The 14,346-nt window shown below is 73.2% G+C and carries 13 protein-coding genes and 1 pseudogene; 8 read left to right on the forward strand and 6 right to left on the reverse strand.

Features of this window, described 5'->3' with window-relative positions; genetic code table 11:
• The first annotated feature begins 157 nt into the window (after nucleotides 1-157).
• Nucleotides 158-310, forward strand: a complete 153-nt coding sequence (locus J7462_RS22130) for a hypothetical protein (protein ID WP_208565582.1) — start codon at nucleotides 158-160, stop codon at nucleotides 308-310.
• Between the two features lie 194 nt (nucleotides 311-504).
• Entirely contained in the window at nucleotides 505-1,092 is a 588-nt protein-coding gene (locus J7462_RS22135; protein WP_307798981.1) for an HAD family phosphatase, read from the forward strand.
• Between the two features lie 49 nt (nucleotides 1,093-1,141).
• Here the strand turns inward: J7462_RS22135 and J7462_RS22140 are convergent, their stop codons facing one another.
• Complete coding sequence (locus J7462_RS22140; RefSeq protein ID WP_219466020.1) at nucleotides 1,142-1,762, reverse strand: pyridoxamine 5'-phosphate oxidase family protein; 621 nt, start codon at nucleotides 1,760-1,762, stop codon at nucleotides 1,142-1,144.
• Nucleotides 1,763-1,899: 137 nt separating this feature from the next.
• On the opposite strand from J7462_RS22140, the gene J7462_RS22145 reads away from it, so the two are divergent.
• From J7462_RS22145 to J7462_RS22155, 3 genes are read left to right on the forward strand one after another with little or no spacing between them, the layout of a single operon-like run.
• Complete coding sequence (locus J7462_RS22145; protein ID WP_219466022.1) at nucleotides 1,900-2,406, forward strand: DUF2231 domain-containing protein; 507 nt, start codon at nucleotides 1,900-1,902, stop codon at nucleotides 2,404-2,406.
• Entirely contained in the window at nucleotides 2,403-2,936 is a 534-nt protein-coding gene (locus tag J7462_RS22150) for an Hsp20/alpha crystallin family protein (RefSeq protein ID WP_219466024.1), read from the forward strand. The genes J7462_RS22145 and J7462_RS22150 overlap by 4 nt, the downstream gene beginning before the upstream one ends.
• Nucleotides 2,937-2,944: 8 nt before the next feature.
• Entirely contained in the window at nucleotides 2,945-4,075 is a 1,131-nt protein-coding gene (locus J7462_RS22155; RefSeq protein ID WP_219466027.1) for a glycosyltransferase family 9 protein, read from the forward strand.
• 107 nt (nucleotides 4,076-4,182) lie between these two features.
• Here the strand turns inward: J7462_RS22155 and J7462_RS22160 are convergent, their stop codons facing one another.
• Together J7462_RS22160 and rfaE2 are read right to left on the reverse strand one after the other, a co-directional pair.
• Complete coding sequence (locus J7462_RS22160) at nucleotides 4,183-5,094, reverse strand: glycosyltransferase family 2 protein (protein ID WP_219466028.1); 912 nt, start codon at nucleotides 5,092-5,094, stop codon at nucleotides 4,183-4,185.
• 161 nt (nucleotides 5,095-5,255) lie between these two features.
• Nucleotides 5,256-7,010, reverse strand: a pseudogene (gene rfaE2, locus J7462_RS22165) (D-glycero-beta-D-manno-heptose 1-phosphate adenylyltransferase); the annotation flags it as partial.
• A gap of 122 nt (nucleotides 7,011-7,132) precedes the next feature.
• On the opposite strand from rfaE2, the gene J7462_RS22170 reads away from it, so the two are divergent.
• Both J7462_RS22170 and J7462_RS22175 read left to right on the forward strand, forming a co-directional pair.
• Nucleotides 7,133-7,675 (forward strand): type 1 glutamine amidotransferase domain-containing protein, encoded by a 543-nt coding sequence (locus J7462_RS22170; RefSeq protein ID WP_208565588.1) that lies wholly within the window; start codon nucleotides 7,133-7,135, stop codon nucleotides 7,673-7,675.
• A 175-nt stretch (nucleotides 7,676-7,850) separates the two neighbouring features.
• Nucleotides 7,851-9,527: an MDR family MFS transporter gene (locus J7462_RS22175; RefSeq protein ID WP_219466034.1), complete on the forward strand. Its 1,677-nt coding sequence runs from the start codon at nucleotides 7,851-7,853 to the stop codon at nucleotides 9,525-9,527.
• A 220-nt stretch (nucleotides 9,528-9,747) separates the two neighbouring features.
• Here J7462_RS22175 and J7462_RS22180 read toward each other — a convergent pair whose 3' ends face one another.
• On the reverse strand, nucleotides 9,748-10,239 hold the full coding sequence (locus J7462_RS22180; RefSeq protein ID WP_208565590.1) for an NUDIX domain-containing protein: 492 nt from the start codon (nucleotides 10,237-10,239) through the stop codon (nucleotides 9,748-9,750).
• Between the two features lie 84 nt (nucleotides 10,240-10,323).
• On the opposite strand from J7462_RS22180, the gene J7462_RS22185 reads away from it, so the two are divergent.
• Nucleotides 10,324-11,973, forward strand: a complete 1,650-nt coding sequence (locus tag J7462_RS22185) for a fatty acid--CoA ligase (RefSeq protein ID WP_255597840.1) — start codon at nucleotides 10,324-10,326, stop codon at nucleotides 11,971-11,973.
• 178 nt (nucleotides 11,974-12,151) lie between these two features.
• Here J7462_RS22185 and J7462_RS22190 read toward each other — a convergent pair whose 3' ends face one another.
• Both J7462_RS22190 and J7462_RS22195 read right to left on the reverse strand, forming a co-directional pair.
• Nucleotides 12,152-13,165 (reverse strand): NADPH:quinone reductase, encoded by a 1,014-nt coding sequence (locus J7462_RS22190; RefSeq protein WP_219466049.1) that lies wholly within the window; start codon nucleotides 13,163-13,165, stop codon nucleotides 12,152-12,154.
• A gap of 10 nt (nucleotides 13,166-13,175) precedes the next feature.
• Nucleotides 13,176-14,312 carry a glutathione-independent formaldehyde dehydrogenase gene (locus J7462_RS22195; protein ID WP_219466053.1) on the reverse strand — a complete coding sequence of 379 codons (1,137 nt, stop codon included), beginning with the start codon at nucleotides 14,310-14,312 and terminating at the stop codon, nucleotides 13,176-13,178.
• Between the last annotated feature and the right edge of the window lie 34 nt (nucleotides 14,313-14,346).

A 14,346-nucleotide genomic window follows, 5' to 3' on the forward strand; every position in this document is an offset into this window, starting at 1 on the left:
GCCCCTGCCGGCCGCCGACGCGGACGCCCACGGGGGCGTCCGCGTCGGTGCAGGGCTGCGCTCCGGCCACCCGCGTCGGCACGGGTCGGTGCCCGTGGCCCGGCACGACTAATGTGAGCAGTCGGCCACCGTACGCTTGCGAGGATGGGACCCCTCGATGAGATGTGCCTTCTGTGGCCGGTGGTGGCCGCTGCCCTGGGCGTGCGGCCGGTGCCGGCGTGACCGTCGCCGGATGCGCCGCGACTACCTGCGCCGCGCCGCCCCGCAGGACGCGCTGCGCGACCTGACCCGCACCGACCCGGACCACTGACCGGACCGCAGCCCGACCCACCACACAGCCCCACCCCCCACGCAGCCCACCCACCATGCCGCGCGACTCGCCACGCAGCCCGACCCACCACGCAGCCCGGTCGTCGCGTGTCGGCGGGAGACGGCCGGTGGGAGAAGGTCGGGGGAGACGGCCGGTGGGAGAGGGGCAGGTCCCGGCGTGGCTATCCTGGGCCCGTGCTGCCCCTGCCGCCCGGCGACTTCCGGGCCTACCTGTTCGACTGCGACGGCACCATCGTCGACTCCATGCCGGTGCACCACCTGGCCTGGCGGGCCGCGCTCGACGAGTGGGGCTGCGACCTGCCCGAGGACCTCTTCTACGCCTGGGGCGGCCGGCCGGTGGCCGACATCGTCGTCGACCTCAACGCGCGGCACGGGCTGGCCATGCCGGTCGACGTGGTGGCGCGTCGCCGGGAGGACGCCTATCAGACCTTCCTGCCGCAGCTCACCGCCGTGCCCGGGGTGCTGGCGCACATCGAGCGGGCACACCGGCGGGTGCCGTTCGCGGTGGTCTCCGGCAGCACCCGGGAATCGGTGACCGCCTCGCTGTCCGCGCTCGACCTGCTCGACCGGTTCGACGTGCTGGTCTGCGCGGAGGACTACGCGCGGGCCAAGCCGGACCCGGAGTGCTATCTGCTGGCGGCCCGGCTGCTAGACGTACCGCCGGAGCAGTGTCTGGTGTTCGAGGACACCGACCTGGGGGTCGCGGCGGCGACGGCGGCGGGCATGGCCTCGGTCCGCGTCCCGCCGCCCTGGCAACGCTGAACCCGGTCGGGCCGCCGGCCCCGACCACCGCCGGCCCGGGACCCGCCGGTCAACCCCGGTAGAGCTTCTCCGCGTACGCCGGGCCGTAGTAGCGCTCCAGGTCGGCCAGGCTCTCGGCCGGCGTCTCGACCTCCTTGACCAGCCGGGCGCGGGACGGCAACGTGTCCGGCTGCCAGGTCTCCGGCTGCCACAGCTCGGAGCGGAGGAACGCCTTCGCGCAGTGGTAGAAGATCTGCTCGACGGCCACTTCGACGGCGAGCACCGGCCGGTGCCCCTGGACCAGCATGTCGTCGAAGTAGGGCGCGTCGCGCACCAGCTTCGCCCGGCCGTTGATCCGCAGGGTGTCCGTCCGGCCCGGGATCAGGAAGATCAACCCGACGTGCGGGTTGTCGAGGATGTTGCGGTAGCCGTCGGCCCGCCGGTTGCCCGGCCGCTCCGGGACGGCGATCGTCCGGTCGTCGAGCACCAGCGCGAAGCCGGGCGGGTCGCCCTTGGGGGATACGTCGCAGCTGCCGTCCGCGCCGGCCGTGGCGACCAGGCAGAACGGCGAGGCGGCCAACCACTGCCGGTCCCGTTCGTGCAGCACGGTGCGTTCCTTGGCCGCCGCCCGGGGCATCGGTGCCCCCAGTAGCGCGCGTAGCTCCTCGTGTGAGGTGATCTCCACCGTCACGTCCGCCTCCCCCGTCCGTTGATCTCGGTGGCGGGCGGTGGCACACCGGCCGCCGTACGCAGCCTATGCGGGCGTGGCGAGCCGGTTTGTCCCCGACCGGCCACCCTGCCCCCGGACGAAGCAGTGGAGGGCCCGCGATGGAGAGCCGACTGAAGGTGCTCGGGCACCCGGTGCATCCGATGCTGGTGATGTTCCCGGTCGCGTTGCTGGTCACCGGCACCCTCTTCGACGTCGTGGACACGGTCGGCGGCCCCGACTTCCTCGCCGAGGTGGCGTACTGGAACATCACCGTCGGCCTGGTCGGTGGTCTGCTGGCCGCGGTGGCCGGCGCGTTCGACCTGCTGGCCATCCCGGCCGGCACCCGGGCGAAGCGGGTGGCGCTCACCCACGCGGCGGCGAACGTCGCGGTGATCCTGCTCTTCGCCGCCGTCTGGGCGGTCCGGTTGAACGCCGGCTCCCGGGCGGCCGGTGGCGCGTTGATCGCCATCGAGGTGGTCGGCCTGGCCATCCTCGGCGTCAGCGCCTGGCTCGGCGGGGAACTGGTCGACCGGTTGGGGGTGGGCGTCGACTCCGACGCCGGCCTGGACGCCCCCAGCTCGCTGCGGCCCGTCCCGGCCAGCCGACCGGTGGGAGAGGTGCGATGACGGAGCAGCCGGGCCGGGGCAGCCGCCAGCAGGGCGGGGACCTGACGGGCGAACTCCAGGCGTTGCGCGCCGAGCTGAGCCGGCTGGCCGGCGGCCGGGGTGTGTCGCCCGACGTCGAGCTGACCGAGGTCGCCGACGGCTGGCAGGTGACCGTGCGGCTGCCCGGGGTGGCCCCGGAGGAGGTCGCCGTCGAGCTGGACGACCGGGAACTCTGCGTCCGGGCCCGGTCGGAGGCCGAGGTCAACGCCGACCAGGGCATCCCCGGTGGGGTCGAGACCCGCAGCTTCGAACACCGGGTGGACCTGCCGTCGCGGGTCGACCCCGACGCCATCGACGCGGTGATGGACCACGGCCTGCTCCGGGTCCACCTGCCCCGGGCGGCGCGGCCCACGCCGCGCACCATCACCGTCGGCCGCGCCGGCTACCCGCCCGGCCCCACCCGCACCGGTACGCCCACCGGCGTGGACCCGGCGGCGGACCGGGAACTGCACCACCCGGACACCGCCGTCGACCCGCCCGACCGGCCGTAGGGGGCCCGGTGGACAGCCCGGCACTGGGTGGCCCGTTGGGCGAGCGGGTGCCCGACGTGGCCCGGATCGCCGTGCTGCGCGCCAACGCGCTCGGCGACCTCATCTTCCTGCTGCCCGCCCTGGAGTCGCTGCGGGCGGCGTACCCGACGGCGGAGATCGTGCTGTTCGGTGCGCCGTGGCACGCGACGCTGTGGCGCGACCGGCCCGGCCCGGTCGACCGGGTGCTGGTCGTCCCACCGGCTCCCGGCATCCGCGAGCCCGGCCCCGACGAGCTGCCCGGGTCGCTCGACGACTTCCTGGCCGACGCGGCCCGGGAGGGCTACGACCTGGCGTTGCAGGTGCACGGTGGCGGAGCCAACTCGAATCCGATCATGAGCCGGTTGGGGGCCCGGGTCACCGCCGGGTTGCGCGCCGAGGACGCCCCACCGCTGGACCGCTGGCTGCGCTACGTCTACTACCAGCCCGAGGTGACCCGCTACCTGGAGGTGGTGGCCCTGGTCGGGGCGGGTGCGGTCACCGTCGTACCGACGCTTTCGGTGACCGACGCGGACCGGGCGCAGGCGCGGGCGGTGCTTGGCGAGCCGGACCGGCCCCGGGTGGCGCTGCACCCCGGGGCGAGCGACACCCGGCGGCGCTGGCCCGCGCGGCGGTTCGCCGAGGTGGCCCGGACCCTGCACGACGACGGGTACGAGGTGCTGGTCACCGGCACCCCCGCCGAGCGGGCGGTGGTGGACGAGGTGGTCGCGGCGGCCGGGGTGCCGGTCCGTCCCCAGGTCGGCACGCTCAGCCTCGGCGGGCTGGCCGCCGCTTACGCGGGCTGCGCGTTGGTGGTCTCCAACGACACCGGCCCGCTGCACCTGGCCGGCGCGGTGGGCACCCCGACGGTGGGTGTCTACTGGGTCGGCAACATGATCAACGGGGCGACCCCGCTGCGCGGCCGGCACCGCCCGATCGCCGCCTGGACGACGCGCTGCCCGGTCTGCGGGGTCGACTGCACCCCGGGCATCTATCCGCACCGGCCCGGCGACGGCAACTGCCCGCACCGGGACTCGTTCGTCGCCGACGTGCCGGTGGTCGAGGTGCTCGAAGCCGCCGCCGACCTGCTCCACCCCGAACCGGGCGCGGTGACCGCCCCCTGACCGCCACGCCCCTGACCGCCCACGCCCCAGACCGCCCTCACCGCGACCGGCGACCGGGGTCGAGTTGGCCGGTGCGGCCCGGGCTGGCTGTGCGGTGTGGGGCCGGATCAGGCCGGTTGGGTGGTGTCGGCGCGGGCCGGACGCGTGGTGGTCTGCCGTGTGGTGTCGGCGGCGACCACCTCCCACGCCTCGACGGCACGTTCGGTGACCGTGGTCGGTGACTCCAGGTGGTAGGCGCCGCTGGGCAGCACACCCGCGCCGCCGTACCGGGCCAGCACCGCGAGCTGGGCGGCGACGTCCTCGCCCTGGTGGTTCGCCGGAACCCGCCGCCAGAACTCGAAGCCGCCCGAGTCGACAAGCGCCGCCCGGTCGTAGAGCACGCAACCGCCGATCCAGGAGATCTTGTACGCCCGCCACGCCCCCGGCGGCAGGCCCACCTTCTGCTGGACGTGCAGCAGGTTCGCGGCCGGGTGGATGGCGGCCCGCTGCCACTGCGGGGTGTCGGGGCGGACCAGTTCCGGCACCACCGGCCCGTCCCACTCCTCGTAGTGCCCGTGCGTCTCGGGGCGGACGTCGTCGGCGTACGACAGGCCGTGCACCGCGTTGCCGACGAACCCGCAGCCCAGTTTCCCGATCGCGGTGACCAGCCGGCCGAGGGTGCCCGGTTCGAGCCAGACGTCGTCGTCGAGGCAGAGCACGTACCGGGCCACCGACCGGTCCAGCAGGTACGCCCGGTGTTCGGCCAGCCCGCGCCGGGGCAGTCGGCGGGTCAGCAGCACCGGGTGCCCCCGGTGGCGCAACGCCCGGACCATGGTGGCCGCCGCCGGGTGCGCGTACGCCGGGTCGTCGTCGGACTGGTCGCTGACCACCACCCCGAAGTCGGGGATCTCGACCTGGGCGGCCAGCCCGGCCAGGGTGACCGCCAGTTCGGCCGGGCGGTTGCGGGTGGGGATCAGCACGTCGAGCCGACGGGGTCGGCGGAACTCCCCGGGCGTGCCGAGGTCGAGCGGTCGGTTCACGGGGTCCTGCCCAGGCTCTGCGCGGTCGGGGTCGGGTGGGTCGTCGTCGGCTCCGGGCCGGGTGCCGCCGACGGGTCGACGGCGGGTCGTACCGCCCCGGCACGACCGTCGGCGGCGGCCCGGTCGGCGGTGGTCCGGGTGGCCTGGTCGGCGGCGCCCTCGGCGGCCTGGGCGCGGATCCGGTCGATGATCGCCGAGGTGGACCGGTCCGGCACGTAGCCGAGGGTGCGTACCTGACCGCCGAGCCGGCGGACCAGCGACGCCTCCGGGACCATCTCCGGCGGGTAGTCGCCGCCCTTGACGTACACGTCGGGGCGGACCGCCTCGATCAGGCCGACCGGCGAGTCCTCCTCGAAGACCACCACGTGGTCCACGCAGGACAACGCGGCGAGCAGGGTGATCCGGTCCTCGACCGGGTTGACCGGCCGGTCGGCACCCTTGAGCCGGCGGACGCTGGAGTCGGAGTTGACCGCGACCACCAGCAGATCCCCCAGGGCCCGCGCCTGCTCCAGGTAACGCACGTGACCGGGGTGCAGCACGTCGAAGCAGCCGTTGGTGAAGACCACCGACCGGCCGGCCCGCCGGTGGTCGGCGACGATCGCGTCCAGCTCGCCGGTGCCGACCAGCGTCGGGTGGGCGGTGCCGTCGGGTGCGCCACCGAGCGCGTCGAGCAGGTCCTCCCACCGGCACACACAGGTGCCGGTGTCGGAGACGGTGATGGTGGCGGCGAGCTGGGCCAACTGGGCGGCGGTCGGCAGCGACGCCTCGGCGGCCAGCGCGAGGGTCATCGCCGCCAGGTAGGCGTCCCCCGCGCCGACGGCGTGACTGGCCGGGACGGGCGTGCTGTGGCTGCGCCGGTGTGCGCCGTCCGCGCCGCCGACGATGGCGCCCTCGGTGTCCAGGGTCACCGCGACGACGTCCGCGCCGGTGTGCGCGCGCAGCTCGGCCAGCCGCGCCTGCGCCAGTTCGGCCCGGTCGACGCCCTCCCCGACGGTGGCGTTGACGGTCACCCCGGCCCCGGTCACGCTCAACCCGTCGCCGGTCATCGCGACCCGCCCCTCACCGGGGGTCGGTTCGCCGGTCGGGCCGGCGGGTGCCCGGCCGACCCCACCCGGGGCGGTGCCCACGACCAGCTCCGACGGCCCGTCCGTCGGATCGCTCGGCGGGTGGTCCAGGTGCAGGCCGGTGCCGCCGGTACGGGTCGGGGTGGGCGGTGCGCCGAAGCCGGCGGCGGCGCGGGCCAGCAGCCGGGTCGCCTCGGCGAAGCTGGGGGTGACCACCGTCGGGTTCAGCCCCCGCCAGTCGGCCAGGTCGTGGGCGTCCAGGGCGACGGTGGCGTACCGGTGCCGGTGGGCGAACAGCCAGGCGCGCACCGGGGCGGGCAGCGCGCCGAGACCGTAGTCGCAGACCACCAGGGTGGGCGCGGCCCCGCCGGCCACCGCCCGCAGCTCCTCGGTGGCGCAGCTCAGGGCGGTGAGCAGCCGGGCGACACCGTCGTCGTCGAGCGGTTCGTCGGGCTCGCCGGAGTCCTCCCGGAGCAGGATCTGGTTGCCGGCCAGCATCCGGCGTTTCACCGGCGTCGGCCGGTGCGGTTCGCCGACCGTACGGTCCCAGACGCCGGCCCGGTCCAGGCAATCGTGCAGTTCGTCGCCGGCCACGTCCGCCCCGACCGGGGCGACCAGCAGCGCCCTTCCGCCGAGGGTGGCGACGTTGACTGCGGTGTTCGCGGCCCCACCTGCGGCGGTGATCCGTCGACGCAGGGTGAGGATCGGCGCGGGCGCCTCCCGGCACAGCCGCTCCGACTCGGCGAAGCGCCACTCGTCGAGCATGGCGTCGCCGACGACGAGGACGGCCCGGTCCCGCCAGCTCTCCACCACGGTGGCGAGCCGGCGCTGTTCCGCTGCTGCTCCTGCCATGCCCACCGGGGTCCCCCGCGCCGACCAGGCCAAACCCTCCGCCATGCCCGGCGACCAGGGTCACGTTTCGGGCCCTACACCCCGGGAACCGACCAGAGGTATCCGGAGAGGGGAAAACCGACATGGCAGCCACGACATTGCAGGGCAAGCGGATCGCGTTCCTCGCCACCGACGGCGTGGAGGAGGTCGAGTACGTCCAGCCGCGTGAGGCGGTCGAGAAGGCGGGCGCGACCGCCGAGCTGGTATCGCTCAAGCCCGGCACCATCCAGGCCTTCAACCATCTGGACCAGGGCAAGACGTACGACGTGGCGGTGACGGCGGCCGACGCGGACGCCGACGGCTATGACGCGCTGGTGCTGCCCGGCGGGGTGGCCAACCCGGACTTCCTGCGTACGGACCCGGACGCGGTCCGGTTCGTGCAGGCGTTCTTCGCGGCCGGCAAGCCGGTCGGGGTGATCTGCCACGGCCCGTGGACCCTGGTCGAGGCGGGCGTGGTGGCCGGTCGTCGGATCACCAGCTGGCCGAGCCTGCGTACCGACCTGACCAACGCCGGTGCGACCTGGGTGGACGAGCAGGTGGTGACCGACGGCAACCTGGTCAGCAGCCGCAATCCCGACGACCTCCCGGCGTTCTGCGCCGCGCTCGTCGACCGGTTCGCCGCCTGAGGCGTACCCCCGAGGGGCAGGTGGGTCCCCGGTGGCCCGCGTGCCCGCCTGAGGCGTACCCCCGACGGGCAGGCGGGTCCCTGGTGGCCCGCGTGCCCGTCGGTGCCGGGCGGGTCCGCGGGCAGGTTTCCTGCGGTGGTAGGCATGTTCGCGGGGGAGCGGGAAAGAAGGCGGGATGACCGCCCAGACCCACGGCAGCCCGGTGCTCCAGGCCCGCCAGCTGCGCATGTTGATGTTCGGCCTGATGACCGGCATGTTGTTGGCCGCGCTGGACCAGACCATCGTCGGTACGGCGTTGCCCACCATCGTCGGCGAGCTGGGCGGGATCGACCACTACTCGTGGGTGGTCACCGCCTACCTGCTCGCCTCGACCGCCTCCACCCCGCTCTACGGCAAGATGGCCGACCTGTACGGCCGCCGACCCGTCTTCCTGTTCTCGATCGGCACGTTCCTGCTCGGCTCGCTGCTGGCCGGCCTGTCGCAGGACATGACCCAGCTGATCGTCACCCGGGGCGTGCAGGGCATCGGCGCGGGTGGCCTGATGACGTTGGCGTTCACCATCATCTCGGACGTGGTGTCGCCCCGGGAACGTGGCCGCTACCAGGGGTTGTTCGGCGCGGTCTTCGGCGTCTCCTCGGTGGCCGGGCCGCTGGTCGGCGGCTACTTCGCGGAGACCAACTGGCGGTGGATCTTCTATCTGAACGTGCCGTTGGCGCTGTTGGCGATCGTGGTCTGCTACCACGTGCTGCGGTTGATCCCGTTCGAGCGGCGGGAGCACACCGTCGACTGGTTGGGCGCGGCGCTGCTGGTCGCCGGGGTGAGCGCGTTGCTGCTGGCGCTGAGCTGGGGCGGCAACTCGTACGCCTGGGGCTCGCCGACGATCATCGGGCTGTTCGTGGCGGGTGCGGTGCTCGGGGTTGCGTTCGTGCTCCAGGAGGCCCGGGTCACCGAACCGATCCTGCCGCTGGGGCTGTTCCGCTCCGCGACGTTCGCGCTGGCCAACTCGGCGGGCTTCGTGCTCGGTCTGGTGATGTTCGGGTCGATCATCTTCATCCCGCTCTACCTGCAGATCGTCAAGGGCGCCTCGCCCACCCGCAGCGGCCTGCTGATGCTGCCGATGATGGCCGGCATCATCGTCACCTCGATCGTCACCGGCCGGGCGATGAGCCGGATCGGCCGGTACAAGTGGTTCCCGGTGGCCGGTTCGGTGGTGCTGGTCGTCGGGATGCTGCTGTTCACCCGGCTCCAGGTGGACAGCTCGCTCTGGGCGGCGTTCGGCTACATGGTGGTGATCGGCGTCGGGCTGGGCCTGTGCATGCAGTCGCTGATCCTCGGCGTACAAAACGCCGTGGACGTGCGGAACCTCGGCGCGGCGACCTCCTCGGCGACGTTCTTCCGGTCGCTGGGCGGTTCGTTCGGGGTGGCCATCCTGGGCGCGGTGCTCTCCACCCGGCTCGCCAGCGGGCTCGCCGACCGGCTGCCCGGCGCGATCGCCCAGCTCCCGGCCGACCAGCAGGCGGCGGTGGCGGCCAGCGGCGGCACCAGCATCTCGATCAACGATCCGGCGACCATCCTGGCCCTGCCCGGCCCGGTCCGGGCGGCCATCCAGGCGTCCTTCGTCGAGTCGCTGCACCTGGTGTTCCTGACCACCGGCCTGATCGCCCTGGTGGCCGTGCTGGTCACCCTGGCCCTGCCCAACGATCAGCTCCGGGGTGCCGGCCCGCAGGGCGCGACCGGCGGCGTCGACCCCCTCGGCGGCAAGGCCCCCGCCCCCGGCGGCAAACCCCTGACCAAGGAGTCCAAGGCGGAAGCCGCCGCCGACCTCAACGCCAAATCCCAAACCATGCTCTAACCCCACCCCACCCCACCCCATCCCCGCCCGCCCCCGCCCCCGGCCCCACCCCGCCCCGGTGATCAAGAAGTTTGCGTCAGAAATCGCGCGGAGGTTGACGTAAACCTCTTGATCACCGGGGAGGGAATGGGGGTGAAGTGGGCTAAGCGGGCGCAGGTGGAGAGGCTGCTCGGGGCGGGGGCGGGGGCGGGGCGGGAAGGGCGAGGGCGAGGGCGGGGGGTTACTTGAGGATGAGGCGGTTGGTTTGGTCGAAGACGGTGAGGTCGGCGAGGGTTTCCGGGACCGAGAGGGAGAGCGGGGCGGGGAACTCGTGCGGGTGCAGGAAGGCGGCGTCGGTGGTCTCGTCGGTGACGCGGGTGAGTTCGCCGTCCCAGTCGTCGACCCGGAACGCGGTGGTGAAGATCTGGTAGGTGTGGCCGTACATGTTGGTGTGGGTGCGGTCGGGGCCGGTGTAGAGGGCGAAGGCGCTGACCCGCAGGGCGCGCAGGCCGGTCTCCTCGCGGACTTCGCGGACCGCGCAGTCGGCGATCGACTCGCCGAGTTCCATCGCGCCCGCCGGCAGCGCCCACTGGCCGTTGTCCGAGCGGCGGATCAGCAGCACCCGGCCGGCGTTGTCGCGTACCACGGCCCGCGCGCCGACGAACATCAGCGTCCGATCGCCGGCCAGGGCGCGTAGCTGTCCCACGTACGAGTCGGCCCAGGAGATACTCACCCGGACAATCTACGCACCATCCGGGGAGGGGTTCGGCGTTCCGGGGGTTCCCAAGGTGTGACCGGCGACACTAGCTTGTCACCCATGCGTAGCACGATGATGGACGCCCCGCTCCAGGTCGCCCGGATCCTCGAACACGGTGCGACGGTGCACGGCACGGCCGAGGTGGTCACCTGGACCGGGGCCGAGCCGCGCCGGATGTCGTACGCCGAGGTGGGTCGCGCGGCGGCCCGGCTGGCCCACGCGCTGCGCGACGAGTGCGGGGTGACCGGCGACGAACGGGTCGCCACCTTCATGTGGAACAACAACGAGCACCTGGTGGCGTACTTCGCGGTGCCGAGCATGGGTGCGGTGCTGCACACGCTCAACCTGCGGCTCTTTCCCGACCAGGTCGCCTACATCGCCAACCACGCGCAGGACCGGGTGGTGCTCGTCGACTCGACGCTGATCCCGCTGCTGGCCCGGGTGCTCGGCGAGTTGACCACGGTGCGGCACGTGGTGGTGGTCGGCGGGGGCGATCCCGGGCCGTTGCGGGCGGTCGCCGGGGACCAGGTCACCTTCCACCGGTGGGACGACCTGCTGGCCGGCCGGCCCGAGCACTTCGACTGGCCGGAGGTGGACGAGCGGGACGCCGCCGCGCTCTGTTACACCTCCGGCACCACCGGCAATCCCAAGGGGGTCGCCTACTCGCACCGGTCGATCTATCTGCACTCGTTGCAGGTGTGCCTGCCGGAGGGGTTCGGGCTGGGTCCGGGGGACCGGGAGCTGGCCATCGTGCCGATGTTCCACGCGATGTCGTGGGGGTTGCCGTACGCGGCGTTCCTCTCCGGCGCGTCACTGATCATGCCGGACCGGTTCCTCCAGGCCGCGCCGATCGCCGAGATGATCGCCGCCGAGCGGCCCACCCTGGCCGGCGCGGTGCCGACCATCTGGAACGACCTGCTGGCGCACCTGGACGCCCACGACGTGGACACCTCGTCGCTCAAGGAGGTGATCGTCGGCGGTTCGGCCTGCCCGCCGGCGTTGATGCATGCGTTCGCCGAGCGGCACGGCATCGACGTGATCCACGCCTGGGGGATGACCGAGATGTCCCCGCTGGGGTCGGTGTCCCGGGCGCCGGCCGGGGCGACCGGGGACGACGCCTGGCGGTACCGCTACACGCAGGGTCGGGTGCCGGCGGGGGTGGCGGCCCGGATCGTCGACCCGCTGGGTGAGCCGTTGCCCGCCGACGGGACGTCCGTGGGGGAGTTGGAGGTGCGCGGGCCGTGGGTGACCGCGCGGTACGTCGGCGAGGACGCCCCCGACCCGGAGAAGTTCCACGACGGCTGGCTGCGTACGGGGGATGTCGGCATGCTCTCGCCGGACGGGTTCCTCACCCTCACCGACCGGGCCAAGGACGTGATCAAGTCGGGTGGGGAGTGGATCTCCTCGGTCGAGTTGGAGAATGCCCTGATGGCCCACCCGGACGTGCAGGAGGCCTGTGTGGTGGGGGTGCCGGACCAGCGGTGGGGTGAGCGTCCACTGGCCACGGTGGTGGTGCGTGCGGGCGCGTCGACCGGTGTGGAGCAGCTCCGTGCGTTCCTCGCCGGCTCGGTGGCACACTGGCAGGTGCCGGAGCGCTGGGCGGTCATCGACGCGGTGCCCAAGACCAGTGTCGGCAAGTTCGACAAGAAGGTGGTGCGTGCGCGGTACGCCGACGGCGACCTGGAGGTACGGGAGCTGGCGGGGCCGTAACACTTTTCGGCGACTCGTCGCCGATGGGGTAGGGACGTCACTCCTGAAACATCCCTCCCCAGGGGCGGCCCCGGCGTTCGCACCGCGCCGGGGCCGCCCTTCCTCGCGGGCGACCCGCTATGTCATTGTTGCGAAACTTCCTCGCGTCTGTCCGGGTTATTGCGAACTGTCCTCGGAACTACTGCCCGGCGGTGTCGATCAGCACCTTCCCCACCACCGCGTCCTCCACCGCCTGGTGCGCGTCGGCGGCCTGCGCCAACGGGAAACGGTGCAGCGGCAGGCCGGCCGCCTCACCCACCCGCACGGCCCCCTGGGCGACGGCCGCCGCCACGTCGGTGACCGCGTGCGCCTTGGCCGCCTTCGGGGCCGTGTAGACCAGCACGAACTGCCAGCGGGCGTTGGGCGCCATCAGCGGCCGGATCGGCAGGGTCAGCTCACCCCCACCGTCGTCGGCGTAGACGCAGACCACCCCGCCGGTACGCAGCAGCTGCACGTCGACGGCGGCGTTGCGGGCGGCCGAGACCTCGACGATCGTGTGCACCCCGTCGGGGGCGATCTTGCGGACCTCCTCGACCACGTCCTGCTCCCGGTAGTCGACCACGAAGGAGGCTCCGGCCGCCGCCGCCAACTGCGCCTTCTCCGGGCTGCTCACCGTCGCGACGACGCAGGCGTCGGCCCAGCGGGCCAACTGGATCGCCGCGTTGCCGACCGCACCCGCCCCACCCTGCACCAGCACCACGTGGTCGCTGAGCGCCCCGGCGTGCAGGGTGTCCGGCACGTACTCCCCGACGGTCAGGCAGCGGTGCGCGGTGAGGAACGGGATGCCCAGGCAGGCACCCAGGTCGAACGAGGCGTCCCCGAGCGGCACCACCTGCCGGACCGGCACCACCGTGTATTCGGCGGCGGTGCCCCAGGGCCGCTGCCAGGCGGCTTCCCAGAGCCACACCCGTTCACCGGTGAGGGCCCGGTCGACCCCCGCGCCGACCGCCTCCACCACCCCCGCGCCGTCCTGCCCCGGGGTCTGCCAGCCGACCGGCAACGGCTGCTGCCGCCGGCTCTTCCAGTCGGTCGGGTTCACCCCGGCCACCGCCACCCGGACCAGCACCTCTCCCGGGCCCGGCTCGGGCACCGGCCGGTCGACCAGTTGGAGCACCGACGGGTCGCCGGTGCGCTCGTACACGATCGTCTGCATCGCCGTCTCCTCAGGCCGCCGGTTTGAGCACCACCTTCGAGTAGCCCTCCTCGCGACGGTCGAAACGTTGGTACGCGTCCGGTGCCGCGTCCAGCGGCAACTCCTTGCTCACCACGAAGCTCGGTGTGGCCCGCCCCGCCATGATCAGGTTCCGCAGGTACTCGTTGTAGGTCTTGACGTTGGCCTGCCCGGTGCCCATCCGCAGGCCCTTCTCGAAGAGCTTGCCCATCTTGAACAGCAGCTCACCCTTGCCGGAGTGCTCGTCCGGCGCACCCGGGTCGTTGGCCAGATAGAGGCCGACCACGCCGATCGCGCCGGTCGCCCGGACCACCTCGACCAGGCTGTTCAGCACCGATGCCGGCTGCTCCGTGCCACCGGACCCGGTGGCCTGGTAGCCGACCGCGTCCACCCCGTGGTCGGTGCCCACCCCGTCGGTCCGGTCGAGGATCTGCGCCACTGGGTCCCCGGCCGAGAAGTCGATCGGGGTCGCCCCGATCGACTCGGCCAGCCGCAGCCGGTCCGGCACCCGGTCCACCAGGAACACCTCGGCGGCACCCATCAGGACCGCCGAGTACGCGGCCATCAACCCGACCGGCCCGCCACCCATCACGGTGATCCGCTCGCCGGGCCGCAGCCCGGTCATCGCCACCCCGTGGTAACCGGTGGGGAAGATGTCGGCGAGCATCGCGTAGTCGTTCTCGTGCTCGGTGCCGGGCGGCAGCTTCAGGCAGTTGAAGTCGGCGAACGGCACCCGCAGGTACTCCGCCTGACCACCCCGGTACGGCCCCATCGCCACATAGCCGTACGCGCCACCGGCGAAGCCGGGGTTGACGGTGAGGCAGAAGCCGGTCTTCTGTTCCCGGCAGTTGCGGCAGAACCCGCACCCCACGTTGAACGGCATCGACACCCGGTCGCCGACCTTGATCCCGCGTACCCCGGTGCCGGCCTCGACCACCGTGCCCATGTTCTCGTGGCCGAAGACGATGCCCGGTTCGGCGAGCGTGCGCCCCTCGTACATGTGCAGGTCCGAACCGCAGATCGCGGTCGTGGTGATCTGCACGACCACGTCGTCGGGGTGCTCGATGCGCGGGTCCTCGACCTCGTTGACGGCCACCTCGTGCGGCCCCTGGTAAACCACAGCTCTCATGGTTCCGACGCTAAGCGGACCGGCCGGGTCGCGG

The sequence above is a fragment of the Micromonospora sp. RL09-050-HVF-A genome (assembly GCF_019374995.1).
Lineage (GTDB): Bacteria > Actinomycetota > Actinomycetes > Mycobacteriales > Micromonosporaceae > Micromonospora > Micromonospora antibiotica.